The 18,492-nt window shown below is 35.8% G+C and carries 16 protein-coding genes, 1 riboswitch and 1 other annotated feature; of the genes, 15 read left to right on the forward strand and 1 reads right to left on the reverse strand.

The window, feature by feature from the left end:
- Positions 1-8: 8 nt before the first annotated feature.
- Positions 9-1,421, reverse strand: coding sequence for an N-acetylmuramoyl-L-alanine amidase family protein (locus HF969_RS03345; RefSeq protein WP_090289356.1), 1,413 nt, complete (start codon positions 1,419-1,421; stop codon positions 9-11).
- Between the two features lie 184 nt (positions 1,422-1,605).
- Positions 1,606-1,793, forward strand: a binding site (T-box leader).
- Positions 1,794-1,829: 36 nt separating this feature from the next.
- Between HF969_RS03345 and hisS the strand changes: the two genes are divergently transcribed.
- The 15 genes from hisS to cobU all read left to right on the forward strand — a co-directional run bounded on the left by hisS (position 1,830) and on the right by cobU (position 18,477).
- On the forward strand, positions 1,830-3,149 hold the full coding sequence (hisS, locus tag HF969_RS03350) for a histidine--tRNA ligase (RefSeq protein ID WP_090289357.1): 1,320 nt from the start codon (positions 1,830-1,832) through the stop codon (positions 3,147-3,149).
- Position 3,150: 1 nt separating this feature from the next.
- Entirely contained in the window at positions 3,151-4,923 is a 1,773-nt protein-coding gene (aspS, locus tag HF969_RS03355) for an aspartate--tRNA ligase (RefSeq protein ID WP_090289358.1), read from the forward strand.
- Positions 4,924-5,064: 141 nt separating this feature from the next.
- Complete coding sequence (gene arcA, locus HF969_RS03360; protein WP_090289359.1) at positions 5,065-6,276, forward strand: arginine deiminase; 1,212 nt, start codon at positions 5,065-5,067, stop codon at positions 6,274-6,276.
- A gap of 39 nt (positions 6,277-6,315) precedes the next feature.
- Positions 6,316-7,317 (forward strand): ornithine carbamoyltransferase, encoded by a 1,002-nt coding sequence (gene argF, locus HF969_RS03365; RefSeq protein ID WP_090289360.1) that lies wholly within the window; start codon positions 6,316-6,318, stop codon positions 7,315-7,317.
- 97 nt (positions 7,318-7,414) lie between these two features.
- The gene (locus tag HF969_RS03370) at positions 7,415-8,920 is read left to right on the forward strand and encodes a YfcC family protein (protein WP_090289361.1); all 1,506 of its coding nucleotides are present in this window, start codon (positions 7,415-7,417) and stop codon (positions 8,918-8,920) included.
- Positions 8,921-8,932: 12 nt separating this feature from the next.
- On the forward strand, positions 8,933-10,270 hold the full coding sequence (locus tag HF969_RS03375) for a M20 family metallopeptidase (protein WP_090289362.1): 1,338 nt from the start codon (positions 8,933-8,935) through the stop codon (positions 10,268-10,270).
- 16 nt (positions 10,271-10,286) lie between these two features.
- The gene (arcC, locus tag HF969_RS03380) at positions 10,287-11,228 is read left to right on the forward strand and encodes a carbamate kinase (RefSeq protein WP_090289363.1); all 942 of its coding nucleotides are present in this window, start codon (positions 10,287-10,289) and stop codon (positions 11,226-11,228) included.
- 302 nt (positions 11,229-11,530) lie between these two features.
- Positions 11,531-13,222, forward strand: a complete 1,692-nt coding sequence (gene argS, locus HF969_RS03385; protein WP_090289364.1) for an arginine--tRNA ligase — start codon at positions 11,531-11,533, stop codon at positions 13,220-13,222.
- 299 nt (positions 13,223-13,521) lie between these two features.
- Positions 13,522-14,220 carry a Crp/Fnr family transcriptional regulator gene (locus HF969_RS03390; protein ID WP_090289365.1) on the forward strand — a complete coding sequence of 233 codons (699 nt, stop codon included), beginning with the start codon at positions 13,522-13,524 and terminating at the stop codon, positions 14,218-14,220.
- A 23-nt stretch (positions 14,221-14,243) separates the two neighbouring features.
- Complete coding sequence (locus HF969_RS03395; protein WP_090289366.1) at positions 14,244-14,798, forward strand: cob(I)yrinic acid a,c-diamide adenosyltransferase; 555 nt, start codon at positions 14,244-14,246, stop codon at positions 14,796-14,798.
- Between the two features lie 30 nt (positions 14,799-14,828).
- Entirely contained in the window at positions 14,829-15,650 is an 822-nt protein-coding gene (locus tag HF969_RS03400; RefSeq protein WP_168427150.1) for a metallophosphoesterase, read from the forward strand.
- Between the two features lie 2 nt (positions 15,651-15,652).
- Positions 15,653-16,384, forward strand: coding sequence for a hypothetical protein (locus HF969_RS03405; protein ID WP_090289368.1), 732 nt, complete (start codon positions 15,653-15,655; stop codon positions 16,382-16,384).
- On the forward strand, positions 16,381-17,127 hold the full coding sequence (locus HF969_RS03410; RefSeq protein ID WP_090289369.1) for an adenosylcobinamide-GDP ribazoletransferase: 747 nt from the start codon (positions 16,381-16,383) through the stop codon (positions 17,125-17,127). The genes HF969_RS03405 and HF969_RS03410 overlap by 4 nt, the downstream gene beginning before the upstream one ends.
- Positions 17,128-17,163: 36 nt before the next feature.
- A riboswitch (cobalamin riboswitch) is annotated at positions 17,164-17,290 on the forward strand.
- Positions 17,291-17,378: 88 nt separating this feature from the next.
- Positions 17,379-17,870 carry an ECF transporter S component gene (locus tag HF969_RS03415; RefSeq protein ID WP_090289370.1) on the forward strand — a complete coding sequence of 164 codons (492 nt, stop codon included), beginning with the start codon at positions 17,379-17,381 and terminating at the stop codon, positions 17,868-17,870.
- A gap of 4 nt (positions 17,871-17,874) precedes the next feature.
- On the forward strand, positions 17,875-18,477 hold the full coding sequence (cobU, locus tag HF969_RS03420) for a bifunctional adenosylcobinamide kinase/adenosylcobinamide-phosphate guanylyltransferase (RefSeq protein ID WP_090289371.1): 603 nt from the start codon (positions 17,875-17,877) through the stop codon (positions 18,475-18,477).
- The last annotated feature ends 15 nt before the right edge of the window (positions 18,478-18,492 follow it).

An 18,492-nucleotide genomic window follows, 5' to 3' on the forward strand; every position in this document is an offset into this window, starting at 1 on the left:
CTTTTTGTTTATCGATTAGGGTTATTTATTGTGTGTTGATTTTCAATTTGATTAAAATATTTAACGAGACCGTCTGTAATTGAATCTGCTAAAACTTGATAGTATTCGTCTGTTAACATCAATTCTAAATCTTCGGCATTCGTTATATAACCTAGCTCTAATAGTACAGCAGGCACAGTGTTTTCTCGTAAAACTTGAAAATTCCCATACTCTACACCTAAATCAGGTCGATTGGCAGTATTAAAACCATTATGGAGTGTTTTAGCGAACTCTTCGTCTTCCAGATGATAAAAGTAAGTGCGGATGCCCTTAAGATCGGTATCATAGGAGGCGTCGAAATGTAAGGAGAGAAACAAATCGGGTTGTTTATGATTACTTATTTGCGCTCTTTCTGAAAGATCTAGAAATTGATCCTGTTCATTCGTCATAATGACTGTAGCACCGAAAGCTTCGAGGGTATTTTTTAGAACATGTGCGATCTTATAGGTGAAAGATTTTTCAAAGTGTTGTTGATCCGTACTGATCGTGCCAGGATCTTCTCCGCCATGCCCAGGATCTAACATAATGGTGGCTTGTGCTAATTTATGATTAATTGGTAAGTAGCGGTGGTCAAGTGAATAGATGGGTTCAGAAAGAGAAAAAGAATTAATGTAACCTTTGATCCCTTGAGAATCTTCGACTAAATAATAGGATTCTTGTGGACTATACTCAATGTAATCAAGCTTGGTAAATTCTTGTAAAAAGTCTGTTTGATAAATAATATTGGATAAGTTGTCAGCTTCTTCAAGTAAGTAACCTTCTTTATCACGCATAACCACAATGTTTTTTAAACGTTCTTTTGCTTTTTGTTTCTCATTTAAAGCACTTTTATTGGCTTCTTTTTCTGCCATTATCACTTCTGCTTCTTGGCGATCAATTAATTCAAGCTTATTTAATTCAACAAAGGCAGGTCTGCCTTGATAATTCACTAGGGCCCAATCTTTTTCAACATAACTAATTGGTATTAAACTATCTTGGGCAATCTGCGAGACAACGGGCGTTTTTGAATCAGGTTCTTGAAAGATAGCGGTAGATTGTTTAAATACTCCGGCTAAATTTTGATCGGACTTTAAATGCTTATTATTCAATAACCAAGTTGGCAACCAACCTTCAAACTTGCCTTGATAACGGCCTTTAATCCAACCCCCTTCTTCTTGAATCACTTCGAATGATGAATGAGGCTTAAGTTCAGTTAAGATGTCAGAATTAGTAGTAGGAAAGGGATGAAGAGATACACCTTGGCGCTCAATTTGAAGAACCTGCAAATTGCTGAGACTGTAAATACACCAGAAAGAGACCATACAGATAGTAAAGGTGAAAAAGAAAGCAACGATTTGTTTGTGTTGTAGAATTTTTTTAATTGTAGGCTCTCTTAATAACATTTTTACCCTCCCTATCCATTTGCTGAGCTTATTATAATTGATTGTATCCAGCAAAAGTCAAATTTTAAAACGACTGTCACACAATAGTAATCAGATTGTTAATTGGATGGTATATTTTGTTAATAAGAGTATTTATAAGCTTGACAAATGCTTCACCATTGAGTAATCTGAACATAACTAATTATTTAATTCGCTGAAATAGACAAGTAACTCTTAACAAACAGTGAGCAACACAAGGTGAAAAGTTGCATTCAAGAGTGAAGACACTATGGAGAAGAATAATGAAAAGTTATTCCGTTAATCACGTTACAATTAAGAGGTAGTGTATATGCACTGCGAAAATAGGTGGTACCACGTTATTGCGTCCTAAGTGAGAACTTAGGACGCTTTTATATTAGGAGGAGTAAAATGATTCAAAAAATGAAGGGCACTGTGGATATTTTGCCACAAGAAATTCATCGTTGGCAGTATGTAGAAGATGTAGCACGCGATTTATTTGATCAATATCTATATCGTGAAATTCGAACACCGATCTTTGAAGCTTATGATTTATTTTCGAGGTCTGTCGGGAACAGTTCGGATATTGTTTCTAAGGAAATGTACGATTTTTTTGATAAAGGTGAAAGACACATTAGTCTTAGACCAGAAGGAACCGCTGGTGTAGTAAGGGCTTATATTGAAAATAAATTATTTGGTCCAGAACATGCCCAGCCATTTAAGGTCTATTATATGGGACCCTATTTCCGATATGAAAGACCTCAAGCTGGTCGTCAACGCCAATTTAATCAGTTAGGAGTAGAAGTTTTTGGCTCAGAAAATCCAGCGACGGATGTGGAAGTTATCAGTCTGGCTTGGCAATTGTTCCAAGAATTAGGTTTAAAAGAGATATCATTACAAATCAATTCTTTAGGAAAACCAGCTGATCGCCAAGTCTATCGTCAAGCTTTAATTGCGTATTTAGAACCGCATTTTAATGAATTAAGTGAAGATTCTCAAAAGAGATTACATGATAATCCTCTACGTGTTTTAGATTCAAAAGATCCTAAAGATAAACGTTTTGTAAAAGAAGCACCTAGTATTTTGGATTATTTGTCAGATGAAAGTAAGGAACATTTTGATCAGGTCCAGTTAATGCTAAAACGACTAAACATACCTTTTGAAGTTAATGATAAAGTTGTTAGAGGCTTAGACTATTATCAAGATACCATTTTTGAGTTTGTAGTCGATGACAATCAAATTGGAGCTCAATCAACCGTCTGTGGTGGAGGACGATATGATGGCTTGGTCCAGCAGATAGGGGGACCCGAAAAACCAGGCTTTGGTTTTGGATTAGGTATCGAACGTCTGTTATTGTTAATGGATCAACAAGCTGTTTCGATCCCGGACTATGAGCCAGTCGATCTTTACATATTATGTCGCGATGCATCCGTAAATCAATTAGCAATGGAATTAGTACAAAATGCCCGACAAGCAGGTTTGATCGCTGAAAGAGATTACTTATTTAGAAGTATTAAATCTCAATTTAAAACAGCGGGCAAGTTAAAGGCTAAGTTAACTATTATGTTAGGTGATCAAGAAGTAAATTCAGAACAAGTAATTATAAAAAATCAAGAAACAGGAATTGAAACAGAGATCTCAAAAGAAGACCTATACGATGATTTTTATGGTGTATACCGTCGCCTAACAACAGATACTAGTGTAATCGATAAATATTTTAGAGGTGAATAAAATGACAGAAAGAACAGTTTATTGCGGGTTAGTGAATGATCAATATCTTGGTAAAGAAATCACATTGAAAGGATGGGTACAAAAAAGAAGAGATTTGGGTAGTCTGATCTTTGTTGATTTACGGGATCGTGAAGGTTTTTGTCAAGTCGTTTTTAATACGGAACGACTTTCAAAAGAAGATTTTGAATTAGCCAATCTAATTCGTTCAGAATATATTATTGAAGTTACAGGAGAGTTAGCCAAACGCGCAGATGATCAAATTAATCCACAAATTAAAACGGGTCGTTATGAGTTATACGCAAATTCTTTAACTATCTACTCAAGAGCTAAAACACCAGCAATTTATATTGAAAATGATCTTGATGTGGATGAAGAAGTTCGTCTAAGGAATCGTATGTTAGACTTGCGCCGACCAAAGATGCAAGCCAATATCCGTTTACGTCACAAAGTGACACGAACCATACGTAATTATTTAGATGAAAGAGGCTTTATTGATGTTGAAACCCCTATGTTGACCAAATCAACACCAGAAGGAGCTAGAGATTATTTAGTACCAACGCGTCGGGAAGGTGGAGCCTTTTTTGCACTGCCTCAATCGCCACAACTGTTCAAACAATTATTAATGGGTGCAGGAATAGACCGTTATTACCAAATCGTTAAATGTTTCCGTGATGAAGATTTACGTGGAGACCGACAACCAGAATTTACACAAGTCGATATTGAAACGAGCTTTCTAAGTCAGAGGGAAATTCAAGGTTATATCGAAGAAATGCTAAAAGAAGTTGTGAAAGAAACACGAGGAATATCAATTCAAGAAGCGTTTCCAACAATGACTTATGCTCAAGCAATGGAAGAATATGGTACAGATAAACCAGATATTCGCTTTGATATGAAATTGAAAGACCTATCGCAATGGGCTAAAACGAGCGAATTTGGGGTCTTTAAGAATACCGTTTCTAACGGCGGGCAAGTTAAAGCAATAAACTTAAAAGGATTAGCTGATGAGTATACACGTAAAACAGCTGATGCATTGGTAGACATCGTGAAGCCATATAAAGCCAAAGGATTAGCATGGGTCAAGGTTTTAGAAGATGGTTTTAATGGGCCAATTGCTAAGTTTTTTAATGGTGAAGATCAAGTTTTAATTAAAAAAAGACTAGAAGCTGAAAAAGGAGATATTCTGTTTTTTGTAGCCGATCAAAAAGATGTCGTAGCTAGTTCCTTAGGAGCCTTACGCAATCACTTGGCCAAGAAACACGCTTTATATGATACGGCTGAATTAGCTTTCTTATGGGTGACTGATTGGCCACTATTCGAATATGATGATGAAACACAAAGATATGTGGCTATGCACCATCCTTTTACAGCACCACAAAATGATGATGTTGAAGCTTTAAAAGAAAACCCTGCAGATGCTAAAGCGAAAGCTTATGATATTGTTTTAAATGGTTATGAAGTGGGAGGAGGATCTTTAAGAATATATCAGCGGGAAATGCAAGATCAGATGTTTGAATTGTTAGGGTTCACTGATGAGGAAGCAAGGAAACAATTTGGTTTCCTATTAGAAGGAATGGACTATGGTTTCCCTCCTCATGGCGGAATTGCATTAGGATTAGACCGTTTAGTAATGATTCTCGCACAAGAACCTAATATCCGTGAAGTCATTGCCTTTCCAAAAAATGGACGGGGGCATGATCTCTTAACTGATGCCCCAAGTATTGTATCTATGGATCAATTGGCGGAATTGCATCTAAAATTAAAAGGTTCTGACTAGATTAAATGCAAAATATGTAATATGTGACGAATCTCTCATTTATAATGTGAATAATATAAGTCGTGAAAGTGATTAATTTAACGTAAACGTTTTCTTGTTTATGTTACAATAGAGTTAACAAATAATTAAGGAGGAAATTAAATGTCTCACAGTATTAATGTTAATTCTGAAATTGGTCGCTTGAAAAAAGTAATGCTTCACCGCCCAGGCAAAGAATTAGAAAATTTGATGCCAGACTATCTAGAACGCTTATTGTTTGATGATATTCCTTATCTTGAAGCTGCGCAAAAGGAACATGATGACTTTGCTAAACTATTAGAAAGCCTAGGTGTAGAAGTTCTTTATCTTGAAAAACTTGTAGCCGAGGCCATTGACGCTGAAGGTTTGAAGGAGCAGTTCATTGATGAATGGATGGCTGAAACCGGATTAGAACCTGGTCAAAATTATGACGATGTTAAAAAATATTTGATGGACATGGAAGATACCTATGAAATGGTATTAAAAACAATGGAAGGATTCAAAAAGAGTGAGATTAAGCATGAATCAAATGGTTTTGATGAATTGCTTTCAAACTATCCTTTCTTAGTTGATCCAATGCCAAACTTATATTTCACACGTGATCCATTTGCAACAATGGGCAATGGTGTTTCCTTAAATCATATGTATTCAGATACACGTAATCGTGAAACTTTATATGGAAAATACATTTTCAAACATCACCCAGAATATAAGGGAACAGCATTATATTATGAACGTGATGAAGACACTCGTATTGAGGGTGGAGATGAACTAGTCTTATCTAAGAATACTTTAGCTGTAGGTATTTCTCAACGTACCGATAAATATTCGATTGAAAAATTAGCTCGTAATTTGTTCAAAGAAACTGAATTTAAAGAAGTATTAGCTTTCTTAATCGATAACAATCGTAAGTTCATGCATCTAGATACTGTATTTACCATGATTGACCACGACAAATTTACAATTCACCCTGAAATTGAAGGAGAATTACAAGTCTTCTCAGTGACACCAGGTGAAAATGGTGAAATTAAAGTAGCTAAAAAAGAAGGACTTTTAGAAGATATTTTAGCCGAAGCTTTAGGTTTAGATAAAGTCACTTTAATTCGTTGTGGTGGCGATGATATTGTTGCAGGTGCTCGTGAGCAATGGAATGATGGGGCAAATACTTTAACTGTTGCTCCTGGTGAAGTAATTGTTTATAACCGAAACACCGTTACGAACAAATTATTGATTGAAAACGGCATCAAGATTCACCAAATTGAAGGTAGTGAATTAGTACGTGGTCGTGGTGGTCCTCGTTGTATGTCAATGCCTTTCGTTCGTGAAGACATTTAAACTTAATCATTAATATATTTAAATTATAGGAGGGAATTTATGTTCCAAGGAAGAAACTTTTTAAAAGAGATCGATTTTACTGCTGATGAATTAAACTATTTAATTGATTTTTCAATCCATTTAAAAGATTTGAAAAAACGTGGTATTCCACATGAGTATCTAAAAGGGCAAAATATTTGTCTTCTATTCGAAAAAACATCTACTCGTACGCGTTCAGCTTTTACTGTTGCTGCAAACGATTTAGGTGCAGCTCCAGAATTCTTAGGAGCTAATGATATTCAATTAGGTAAAAAAGAATCAGTTGAAGATACTGCTCGTGTTTTAGGCAGTATGTTCGATGGAATTGAATTCCGTGGTTTCAGTCAAGAGATGGTTGAAGATCTAGGAAAATATGCCGGCGTTCCTGTTTGGAATGGTTTAACTGACGAATGGCATCCAACACAAATGATTGCTGACTATATGACCTTAAAAGAAAACTTTGGTGAACTAAAAGGTAAAAAATTAGTCTATTGTGGAGACGGACGTAATAACGTTGCTAACTCACTATTCATCACAGGAGCAATTATCGGTGTTAACGTAACAATCGCTTCTCCAGAGGAATTATTCCCAGATGAAGAATTAGTAGCTAAAGCACAAGAATATGCGAAAGAATCTGGTGCTAAAATTGAGATCACTTCAGACATTAAGAGTGCTGTTAAAGATGCAGACGCTTTATATACTGATGTATGGGTATCAATGGGTGAAGAAGATAAATTCGAAGAGCGTATTAACTTATTGAAACCTTATCAAATTAATAAAGAATTAACCGATTTAATTGAAGGTGATTACATCATTCTTCACTGTTTACCAGCTTTCCACGATACAGAAACTGTATATGGTAAAGATGTTCTAGACAAATTTGGTATTAGTGAAATGGAAATTACGGACGAAGTATTCCGTAGCGAGCAAGCACGTCAATTTGATCAAGCTGAAAACCGTATGCACTCCATTAAAGCGATTATGGCAGTTACAAATGGTAACTTGTTTATCCCTAAAGCTTAATAATAATACCCTTTTATAATGTGAAACGGGGCATGAAATCCGATTGTGGCCATGAACCGCAATCGGATTTTGTTTTAAAAAAGAAGGAGGAAGAAAAATGGAAAAATCGAAGAAAAGAAAGATGCTGAATGCATTTACGATTCTGTTTATTATTACCGCAGTGATTGCTGTTTTAACTTGGATTATTCCATCTGGAGCCTATGATGTGGATCCTGATGGTAAATTTATTGCTGGAACTTATCACACAGTAGAGCGTACACGTCAGGGGTTGTGGGATTTATTTGCTGCACCTATTCGTGGTTTTTTAGGTACTGAAACAACACCAGGAGCTGTTGAGGTATCTTTATTCATAATGATTGTTGGTGGATTCCTAGGTGTTGTGACCGAAACCGGTGCGATTGATGCAGGAATTGCTTCTACCATTAAAAACAATAAAAATAATGTTTCTGGTTTAATCTGGATTTTAATGGCGATCTTCGCCATTGGTGGATCAACTTACGGAATGGCTGAAGAGACAATTGCTTTCTATCCTCTTTTAATTCCATTAATGATTGGTATTGGAATGGATGCTTTGGTAGCTGTAGCGGTAGTTTTAATAGGAGCAGGTCTAGGGGTTTTATCTTCAACCGTTAACCCCTTTGCTACCACTATTGCTTCGGACATGGCAGGGATTTCTATGGCCGATGGTATGTTGCTTCGTTTTATTTTCTTAATTGTAACTTATGTAATTGGTGCAATGTATGTTTCGAATTATGCTAAGAAAGTATTAGCAGATAAGAATAATTCTCTAATTGTTGATCAAATGGAAGAAGATAAAGAAAAGTGGAAAGTCCCAGAAGATATGCCGAAAGTAACTGGTAAGCAAAAGGGTGTCCTATGGCTATTTGCTCTTACTTTTGTCATTATGATTCTAGCTTTAATTCCTTGGGCAGATTTAAATGAGAATTTCACATTCTTCAGTACCTTCCACGAAAGGTTATTGGGTATACCGTTCTTAGGTGATTTGATTGGTCAGTCACTCGAAGAACTCCCATTCGGAATGTGGTATTTAGTCGAAATCTCTGTACTATTTTTCTTAATGTCTATTGTGATTGCTGCATACTACGGTATTAAAGAAGATCGTTTCGTAGAAGTGTTCATTGCCGGAGTTAAAGATTTAATGTCAGTCGCTTTAATTGCAGCAGTTGCCCGTGGAATCCAAGTGGTTATGAATGATGGACAAATTACCGCCACTGTCTTACATTGGGGAGAACAAGGATTAGCGAATTTACCAAAAGGTGTCTTCACCGTCCTAACTTATATCTTCTATATCCCTATGTCCTTCTTAATTCCATCGACATCCGGTTTAGCAGCGGCTACGATGGGTATTATGGCACCATTAGCACAGTTTGCCGGTGTACTAGAAAGTATTGTCGTAACTGCTTTCCAATCCGCTAGTGGTATTGTTAACTTAATTACACCAACCTCAGGTGTGGTAATGGGAGCTTTAGCAATTGCGAATATTGATCTATCAACTTGGTGGAAATTTATGCGTAATTTGATTATCATTATTTTTGTAGTAACCATCGTTTTACTACTGATTGGAGCTTACTTAGGAATTTAAAGGAGTGTTAGAATGGATTACCAATTAACTAAAGATCATCAAAAACCAGCAATTGAAACCTTAAAACAGTGGATCTCAATTCCATCTGTCTTGGATGAGAATGACTCCAAAACGCCATTTGGGCAACCTATTCAAGAGATGTTAGAGTTAGCTTTAGCAACATGTCGAGATATGGGCATGGAAACTTATATTGATCCAGAGGGCTATTATGGCTACGCTGAAATGGGACAGGGTGAAGAGTTGTTTGGTGTTCTATGTCACTTAGATGTCGTTCCCGCACTAAACCCTACCGAGTGGACAACCCCTCCATTTGAGATGGATATTCGTGATGGAGCCTTATTCGGACGTGGTACTCAGGATGATAAAGGACCTTCTATTGCTGCCTTGTATGCATTAAAAGCTCTATTGGATCAAGGACATCAGCTAAATAAACGGGTGCGTTTTATCTTTGGAACTGATGAAGAAAACTTATGGCGTGGTTTAAACCGCTATAACGAAAAGGAAGAACAAGTTTCTATGGGAATTGTACCCGATTCTGCTTTTCCTTTGACATATGCTGAAAAAGGGCTTTTGCAGTTGCATATTACGGGACCAGGTTCAGATGCTTTTGAAATGAATAATAAAGGGGCCTTAAATGTGGTTCCTGATAAAGCTGTTTACAAGGGCGATAAAACAGAAGAATTGAGCAATATTCTAAATGAATTAGCTTATAAATATGAGGTGAATGAAGAAACCTTGACAGTTCTTGGTAAGTCCGTTCACTCAAAAGATTCTTTAAAAGGTGATAATGCTTTAGCGCATTTACTTGAAGCCATGTCTGAATTATATGATCATCCTATTTTAAACTTTGTTAAAGATAACTTTGCCAAAGATGTAAACGGTCAAAGTATTTTTGGTCAAGTGGAAGATGAAGCTTCAGGCAGCTTAACTTGTAATATCGCCAATCTTGAAGTGGATGCTAACCATTCAAAATTAGGAATTGATATGCGCATTCCTGTTACTGCAGACAAGGATCAATTGGTGGAAACTTTGACTAAAGCAGCTAAAGAATATCAACTTGAATACGAAGAGTTTGATTATCTAGCTTCTTTATATGTACCTGTTGATTCCGAATTAGTCACAACTTTACTAAAAGTTTATCGTGATTTAACAGGTGATATGACAGAACCGATCTCTTCTGGTGGAGCTACCTTTGCCAGAACTATGAAAAATTGCGTAGCATTTGGTGCCCTTCAAGAAGGAGTAGCTGACACCATGCATCAAGTAGATGAAAGAATGCCACTTGATAATTTCTATCAAACAATGGAAATTTATGCACATGCATTGAAGGCTTTAGTTATTAAGGCCTAATGAAAGGATTGAATATATGGAAAAACGTAAAATAGTTGTTGCACTAGGTGGGAATGCCATTTTATCTTCTGACCCAAGTGCACAAGCGCAAAAGGATGCTTTGAAAGAAACAGCTAAGCATTTAGTTAAATTAATTCAAAATGGTGATGAAGTGATCATTACACATGGTAATGGCCCACAAGTAGGTAATTTATTGTTGCAGAATATCGCCGCGGATTCAGAAAAAAACCCTGCTTTCCCGTTAGATTCTCTAGTTGCGATGACTGAAGGGTCAATTGGCTATTGGTTACAAAACGCTATGCAAAATGAATTAAATAAACTCGGTATTGAAAAACCAGTAGTTAGTCTAGTAACTCAAGTGATAGTGGACAAAAATGATCCAGCTTTTGAAAACTTGTCTAAGCCAATCGGACCATTCTACAGTGAAGAAGAAGCCAAACAACAAATGGCTGAAACGAACGCTAGCTTTAAAGAAGATGCAGGACGAGGATGGCGTAAAGTTGTTGCATCACCGAAACCGGTAGCGATTAAAGAAATCGACTCAATCGCAACTTTAGTAAATGCAGGAAACGTCGTGGTGGCTACAGGTGGCGGCGGAATCCCAGTTCTTGAAGATAATGGTCAGTTAGTAGGCGTAGAAGCCGTAATTGATAAAGATTTTGCTTCGCAAAAATTAGCCAATGACCTTGGTGCAGACTTGTTTATCGTATTAACGGGTGTGGACTATGTCTATGTTAATTACAATAAACCAAATCAAGAAAAACTAGAAAAAGTTTCAATTGAAAGTTTGAAAGAATATATTAAAGAAGATCAATTTGCCCCAGGTTCAATGTTACCGAAAGTAGAAGCAGCTATTGCCTTTGTTGAAAATACTGATCATGGTAAAGCGGTTATTACTTCGTTAGAAAATCTTCAAGCGCTAATCGAAAGTGACTCAGGAACAATTATTCAAAAATAAGGTGTTGCCATTTTCTCGAATCTAATATACAATGAGACAAAATTAATAATTAAATCTTAAAGAGAGTAAATTATGCGAAACTCACTAGCAAGTCGGGATGATGGGAGCCGATGAGTTTCAATTAATTGAACCGCACTTTAGTATGTTGGGTGAATGAAATGAGTAGTTCATCACGTAGGCAACTGCGTTATCAATTTGAGACCTTAATAAAACTTGTTAAGGTGAATTAGAGTGGTACCGCGTATAACCATATGCCTCTAGAAGAAATTCTAGAGGCTTTTTTGTATAGAAAGGAAGATTTTATGTTAGTAAAAAAACAAATTGTCGAAACTCTGCTGCCAGTATTGTCCGAACATTTAACGCAAGAACAAATTGAAAATTTAATTGAACAACCCAATAATAATGAGCATGGCGATTATGCTTTCCCGGTATTTTCTCTAGCAAAAATTTTCCGTAAAGCACCTAATCAAATAGCTCAAGATGTAGCTGATCAAATCGATGCATCCGCTTTTGAGAAAGTTCAAGTTGTAGGAGCCTATATTAACTTTTATATTAAACGCGATGACCTAGCGAGCACGGTTATTAAAGAAGTGCTTGAACAAGGAGAAGATTATGGGCAAACTGATATTGGTAAAGGTGGAAATGTTCCGATCGATATGTCCTCACCAAATATCGCTAAGCCAATGTCAATGGGTCATTTACGCTCAACTGTTCTAGGCAATTCTATTGCTTTAATTTTGAAAAAATTGAATTACAATCCAATTCGCATTAACCACTTAGGAGATTGGGGAACACAATTCGGTAAATTAATTGTTGCTTACCAAGGTTGGGGTGATGAAGAAACTGTTAAAAAGGATCCTGTCAATGAGTTAGTTAAACTGTACGTCGATTTTCATGAAAAGGCCGAAGAAAATCCTGAATTAGATGATCAAGCGAGACAAGTTTTCAAAGAATTAGAACAAGGAAATGAAGAATATCATCAATTATGGACATGGTTTAAAGAAGAGTCAATTAATGAATTCAAGCGTGTCTACAATCTGTTAGACATTGAATTTGATCATTATACTGGAGAGTCTTTCTATAACGATAAGATGGATGAAGTTTTAGATTATTTAGCGGATCATAATATTTCAAAAATTGAGCGCGGCGCTACTATTGTTGATTTAGAAAAATATAATTTGCCCGTTGCATTAATTAAAAAATCAGATGGAGCCACACTTTATCTAACAAGAGACTTAGCAACAGCTTATTACCGGAAACGGACTTTTGATTTTGTCATGAGCTTATACGTGGTTGGTAATGAGCAAAGCGATCACTTCAGACAATTAAAGGCAGTTTTAAAAGAAATGGGTAATGATTGGGCTGAGGATATGCATCATATTCCTTTTGGCTTAATCACGTTAAATGGTAAGAAATTATCCACACGTAAAGGAAAGATTGTCTTACTTGAAAAAGTATTAAATGAAGCGATTGAGATTGCGGACCAACAAATTACAGCTAAAAATCCTGATCTCGAAAATAAAGCCGAAATCGCCAAACAAGTTGGGGTTGGAGCAGTTGTTTTCCATGACTTAAAAGCCGATCGTCTCAATTCCTTTGACTTTAACTTAGATGATATTGTTCAATTTGAAGGTGAAACAGGACCTTATGTTCAGTATACATATGCACGGTTGAATACAGTCCTTAATAAATACGGGAAAGAAATTAAACCGAGTGAAGAGTTGAATTTAGATCATGAACATTCCTGGGAAATTATTAAGTTAATTAAACAATATCCAGAAGTTATTATCAAAGCAGCTGAAAATTTCGAACCATCAGTAATCGCTAAATATGTTATACAATTAGCTCAACTATCAAATAAATATTACGCTAAAGTTCGTATTTTAGAAGAGAATGACCAATTAGAATCTAGAATTCAATTGGTTAAAGCCATTACAATTGTATTAAAGGATGCTTTATCATTATTAGGTATTGGTGCACCAGAAAAAATGTAGGACTACTGATTGAATTTAATGCAAACCCAAATTGCACTATCAGTCTGATTTATCTAACCTTTAAGAATTGTTAAAGTCCAAATCACCTTTTTCACAAATTCATTCTAAAACAAAAATGAAGATTTGATTTATACAAATAGTCATGCGATAATAAAAATGAATTTTTCATGACATAAAAGGTGGTTATAAGATAGACATCTTTTGATTTGAATACGTTTAAATCGAATATTTTTAGCTTTCAAAGGCCCCCTTTTATTGTCAGACAACGCCATGTTATTTTGACAAGGAAAGGGGTTTTTATGGTTAATCGGGCAATAGAAACATATATAAACGATATCTACAACTATGATTTTTTTAATCGACTTTCAATTGATGAAGTAAATGAAATTACATCGAATTCAATCTTTCATCATGTTCCAAAAGGTCAATTGATTTTCTTTCAAGACGATCCTAGCATTTACTGCTATTTTGTCTTTAAAGGGCTCGTCCGTTTAGAAAGAGAAAACGCTTCAGGTGAATTTTTTTATTTAGATTATGTTGCTGAAGAAAGTTTTTTTCCTTATGCGGAATTCTTTTTTAAAGATCATCATCTTTATGACGCATACGCCGCCACCGATGTTGATCTGGCATATATTCCAAAAAAATTAATGGAAAATATTGTTTTTAAAAACGCTGAACAATTTCGTTTTATCTATGAAAATCTAGCAAGTGTTCAATATTATTTGGAAAAAAGAGTCCAAATGACAGCTATTCCTAGTGCGAGTTCGCGCGTCGTTCAAACCTTAGCACTATGGATGTATGATATGGGTCGTTTTTCCGGCGATCATGTTGTCATTCCACATCCCTTAACGATTAATGAAGCGGCAATGGTAGCTGGAACGACTAGAGAAACAGCTGGGAGAGTAATTAAAGATTTGACAAAAGATCATAAAATAACCTTTAGCCGCAAAAAGATTATTTATCATGATTGGAAATATTTCAATGACCTAATTCTTTAGTTATTTACGTGAGGTGAATTTTTATGAAAGTATATACTCGAACTGGAGACAAAGGGGATACGCGATTAATTGGTAATCGAGTGGTTGCTAAAAATGATCCACTTGTTGAAGCTTATGGAAGTATTGATGAACTAAACTCTTTTATCGGGATGATTATTGCCAGTCCAAATCTAACTGAAGAAATTAGAAGCGATTTATTTGAAATACAACAATTACTCTTTGATTGTGGGACTGATGTTGCTAATGCAGATGGTAAGATTCCCTACCGTACACAAGAGAAGGCAATTACTTGGCTTGAAGAGCGAATTGATAATTATGATAAGCGCCTTAAACCTATCGAATCTTTTATTTTACCAGGTGGAACGCTTGAGGCGAGTCAAATTCAATTTGCTAGGAGCATTGCTCGGAGAGTCGAAAGAAGACTAGTTGGGTTACCAACTGCAGAAAAAGGCAATCCAAATGTTCTAAAATATTTGAATCGCTTATCGGATTATTTATTTGTTTGTGGCCGCTTGATAAATCATGATCATAATCAGGAAGAACCACAATATTTACGTTCAGGGAAAGTTTTTAGATAGAGCTAATACCTGATTTGAAGGGGGCAAATAGTGAGGCTCGGTGTTATTTCTGATCTCCATGTCGATTTACAAGAAGATTCCTATCAGCAATCATTAATTAAATTACTTGCTAAAGAATGTCGTAAACAAGGGTTAACTATCTTAATAATTGCCGGTGATGTTGCTAATCACTATTCTTTAGTTTACGCATTTATTGAGCAGCTTCAAAAAGCCATTAAAATCCCTCTCTATTTTATTCCAGGCAATCACGATTATTGGTCGGACAAAGAGAATACTTGGACGATTTATGACAACTACTGTAAACATCCAAAGTGTTTAATGACTAAACCGCTTTCTTTAACTAAAAACTGGGGTTTAGTTGGACATTCTGCTTGGTATAATCATGCGGGCAATTTCGGACGACATAGCGAAATTTTTCTTGAAAAAGGAATTTATCAAGGTTATAAATGGTCTGATAAAGAAAAAATTAATTGGCAAATATCAGATCGGCAAGTCTCAAAAAGATTCGTGAAAACAATTGAAAAAGATTTAATCAATTTGAGGAAAGAAAATTATATCCTTATTACTCATTTTGTAACGGATTTTCAACTGCAAATTTTACCTGATCCAAATTATCAAGTTGATATTGATTATTTTAATGCTTTTATTTCTACCGATGACCTTGCATACCTATATCGGAAGTACCCAATTCGTTATAGTTTTATGGGGCATGTTCATCGAAGACAAACTATTAACATTTCAGGAAGAAAATATTTTCAAACCAGCTTAGGAACTCCACAAGAGTGGGAGAAGGATTCGGTTCTATCTGAAAATATTTATCAAGCCCTTAAAGTAATTGAGATAAAGGAGTAAAAATGGAAAAGTACCGTGATTTACATTTGATGCCAGTGAATTTTGAAGAATCGCTAATCATAGCTTGTGATTCTTCAGCATCTATTGGAGAAAAAGAGGCAGATGCTTTGAAAGTTTCACCCGAGATTGTTGCGAGCCTTGCGGTACGAGTCGTTCTAATGGAAGTTCTTTCACTTAATGCACAACCTCAATTATTAATAAATCTGTTTGGAAATGAGATGGAACCGACAGGTAGTTTAATGCTCAAAGGGATTAAAAAGGAATTGGCTCTTGCTGGTTTTCCTAAACTTTCGCTCAATGGATCAACTGAAGAAAATATGCCCACTAAAATGACGTCATTTGGATTAACGCTTATCGCTAAAGCTAAACAATCGGAGCTGAAAATAAAACAAGCTAGAGCTGGTGATCAAATTTATCAGGTAGGCAAACCTTTAATGGGTCAGGAACTACTTAATCATTTTGATCAAATCATCACCTATCAAGACTTGTACTATTTGTTGAGTTTAGGTGATGTAATTAGTGAAATCGTACCAATAGGTTCAAAAGGGGCATTAAATGAAGCCCTACAAATTGCGTCATTTAATCAATTGAAATTGAGAGCCGATCAAGACCAAGATCAATTTTATCAATCTGCAGGGCCCGCAACCTCTCTTTTAATTTCCGTCAAACCGGGTCTTAAAAACCAACTATTGTCTTCTTTTACAAACATTCAATGGGTGGGTGAACTTTATTGATACACACTATCTTATTATATTTTCAGTTTTTTACTGCGATTCCAATCAATTATTCAATTAGTCAAGCAGAGGTTAAGCTTAAAAAAGGGGTTATATATTTGCCTCTTTTTGCCTTTATTTATGGGGGGATTTTAGCTTTTATTTTTGTCTTAAGTCGTTTTCTTTTTTCACCATCAATTGCATGGATTCTATTAATTTTAATGGATGTTCTTTTGACAAGAGGTTTTCACTATGATGCTTTGGCTGATACCGCTGATGGCTTATTGTCTTCCAAAAAAGCTGATGAGATGGTCCGTATTATGAAAGATCCAGCGATTGGAGCCAATGGGGCATTAATTTTGATTCTGATTTCTCTATTAACTTATGTGGTAGGAAAAGAAATTTTAGAAACGAGCAATCTTAATGAAATGTTGGTTGTTCTTGCGTGGGCAGCTAGTGGGCGCTGTATTTTACCCTTACTATTTTTTCACTTAGTCTATGTTGGTGATAATCCTAGGGGTTTGGGTAGTAGCTTTCTAGGTGTTGCTAACTGGAGAGTTTGGGCAAGCCAGTGCTTAAGCATGGCACTCTATGCATTTTTAGGTAGGCAATATTTACTTGCCTACCTTATCATACTTCCCATTGTTCTTATCTACCGTCACTTTGTTAACCAACAAATTGGTGGTATGACAGGTGATACAATGGGGGCAGCTGTTATGATCGGTCAAGTTATTTATTTACTGATTTTAGTTATACAATTGTAAGAAAGACATGTTTACTTTTCTAGAAAAGAGTGTGCTATAATTATTTCAAGATCATTGAAAATTAAGATAGAATAGGGGAAGCATGTGAGAGTCATGCGCAGCCCCTTGCTACTGTATGGAAAAATTTCTAAGCCAGATTACCTATTTTATCAAGAATGATTGTTATTTCTCAGGGTCTAGTAACAGGGTTCGTTAACAAATTTGTTTAATAACCAGACAAGTGACCTTGTCTGGTTTTTTTAGGAGGTAAAATGAAGACAAAAGACTTGGTAACAGTAGCTCTTATGATTTCCTTATCGGTCATTCTGGCCCAATTTAAAATTTTTTCGACAGTCGCTTTTGATTCAAGTCCAGCTTTTCTTCTATCCTTGATTATGGGTGCTAATGTAGGGGCTATAGTGGGTGTGGTGGGGCATTTAGCCACTGCTATGAGTTCAGGTTTTCCTCTCACCTTGCCTATTCATCTTATATTGATGTTCTTTATGGGAATGACACAAATAGCTTTTGCAAAAACGTTTCGACAATTTAAGCATAAAGGTCATCTTTCTTATATTTACCCAACTATCATGGCTTGGTTATTCAATGTTCTATTTCCACTGCTTTGTCTTTTACCCTTTTTAGGAAGTGGGTTGGTAGTCAGTTTCTTCTGGCCTTTGACTTTTGCAACGGTTGCCAATATTGCTTTGGCCTACTTCTTATTTAAGTGGTTGAAAAAACTTAACCTAATAATTTTCAAGGAGTGAGTAAATGGGTGAAATAATTTACTATACCGGTGGTGCCAAATCAGGAAAATCAAGACTGGCTCAAGAAGAAATATATATAAGAAAGCATCAACAGGTTGCGTATATTGCGACTCAAGCAAATGAGTTCTTAGATCCTGAGATAGAAAGGAGTATTGAAAAACATCGTTTATCTCGACCTAGTCATTGGCATACTTATGAACAAGCCCAAAAACTAGACCAACTAATTAAAAAAATTTCAGAAGACTACCAATGTGTTTTGGTGGATTGTATGACGGTTTGGTTAACGAACCTTCTTTTTGATTCTTGGCAGAATTTAGCAGATCATCAAGAAGTTTCCTTTGATCAGTGTGTAAACAATTTGACGGGTGTAGAAATTCAAAAAGCAGAAGAATATGTGATGCAGGAGCTTCGTTTATTTTTAAAGGAAGCAAAAGAAGCTAAGACGGATTTTATTATAGTTTCAAATGAGCTGGGGTTGGGATTAGTCCCTGAATATAAATTTAGCCGAATTTTTAGAAATATACATGGGCTAATGAATCAAGAACTTGCCAAACAAGCGAATCAAGTATATTGGGTGGTTTCAGGAATTGCAGTTAAAATTAAATAAATATTAAAGGAGCGA

Origin of the sequence: Facklamia miroungae, from assembly GCF_012396555.1 — a bacterium.
Classification (GTDB): domain Bacteria; phylum Bacillota; class Bacilli; order Lactobacillales; family Aerococcaceae; genus Facklamia; species Facklamia miroungae.

Coding starts and splice junctions, on each gene's coding strand:
- arcC (WP_090289363.1), top strand. CDS start 10,287: ATGGAAAAACGTAAAATAGTTGTTGCACTAGGTGGGAATGCCATTTTA.
- aspS (WP_090289358.1), top strand. CDS start 3,151: ATGACAGAAAGAACAGTTTATTGCGGGTTAGTGAATGATCAATATCTT.
- HF969_RS03390 (WP_090289365.1), top strand. CDS start 13,522: ATGGTTAATCGGGCAATAGAAACATATATAAACGATATCTACAACTAT.
- arcA (WP_090289359.1), top strand. CDS start 5,065: ATGTCTCACAGTATTAATGTTAATTCTGAAATTGGTCGCTTGAAAAAA.
- HF969_RS03375 (WP_090289362.1), top strand. CDS start 8,933: ATGGATTACCAATTAACTAAAGATCATCAAAAACCAGCAATTGAAACC.
- HF969_RS03370 (WP_090289361.1), top strand. CDS start 7,415: ATGGAAAAATCGAAGAAAAGAAAGATGCTGAATGCATTTACGATTCTG.
- argF (WP_090289360.1), top strand. CDS start 6,316: ATGTTCCAAGGAAGAAACTTTTTAAAAGAGATCGATTTTACTGCTGAT.
- cobU (WP_090289371.1), top strand. CDS start 17,875: ATGGGTGAAATAATTTACTATACCGGTGGTGCCAAATCAGGAAAATCA.
- HF969_RS03405 (WP_090289368.1), top strand. CDS start 15,653: ATGGAAAAGTACCGTGATTTACATTTGATGCCAGTGAATTTTGAAGAA.
- HF969_RS03345 (WP_090289356.1), bottom strand. CDS start 1,421: ATGTTATTAAGAGAGCCTACAATTAAAAAAATTCTACAACACAAACAA.
- argS (WP_090289364.1), top strand. CDS start 11,531: ATGTTAGTAAAAAAACAAATTGTCGAAACTCTGCTGCCAGTATTGTCC.
- HF969_RS03395 (WP_090289366.1), top strand. CDS start 14,244: ATGAAAGTATATACTCGAACTGGAGACAAAGGGGATACGCGATTAATT.
- HF969_RS03415 (WP_090289370.1), top strand. CDS start 17,379: ATGAAGACAAAAGACTTGGTAACAGTAGCTCTTATGATTTCCTTATCG.
- hisS (WP_090289357.1), top strand. CDS start 1,830: ATGATTCAAAAAATGAAGGGCACTGTGGATATTTTGCCACAAGAAATT.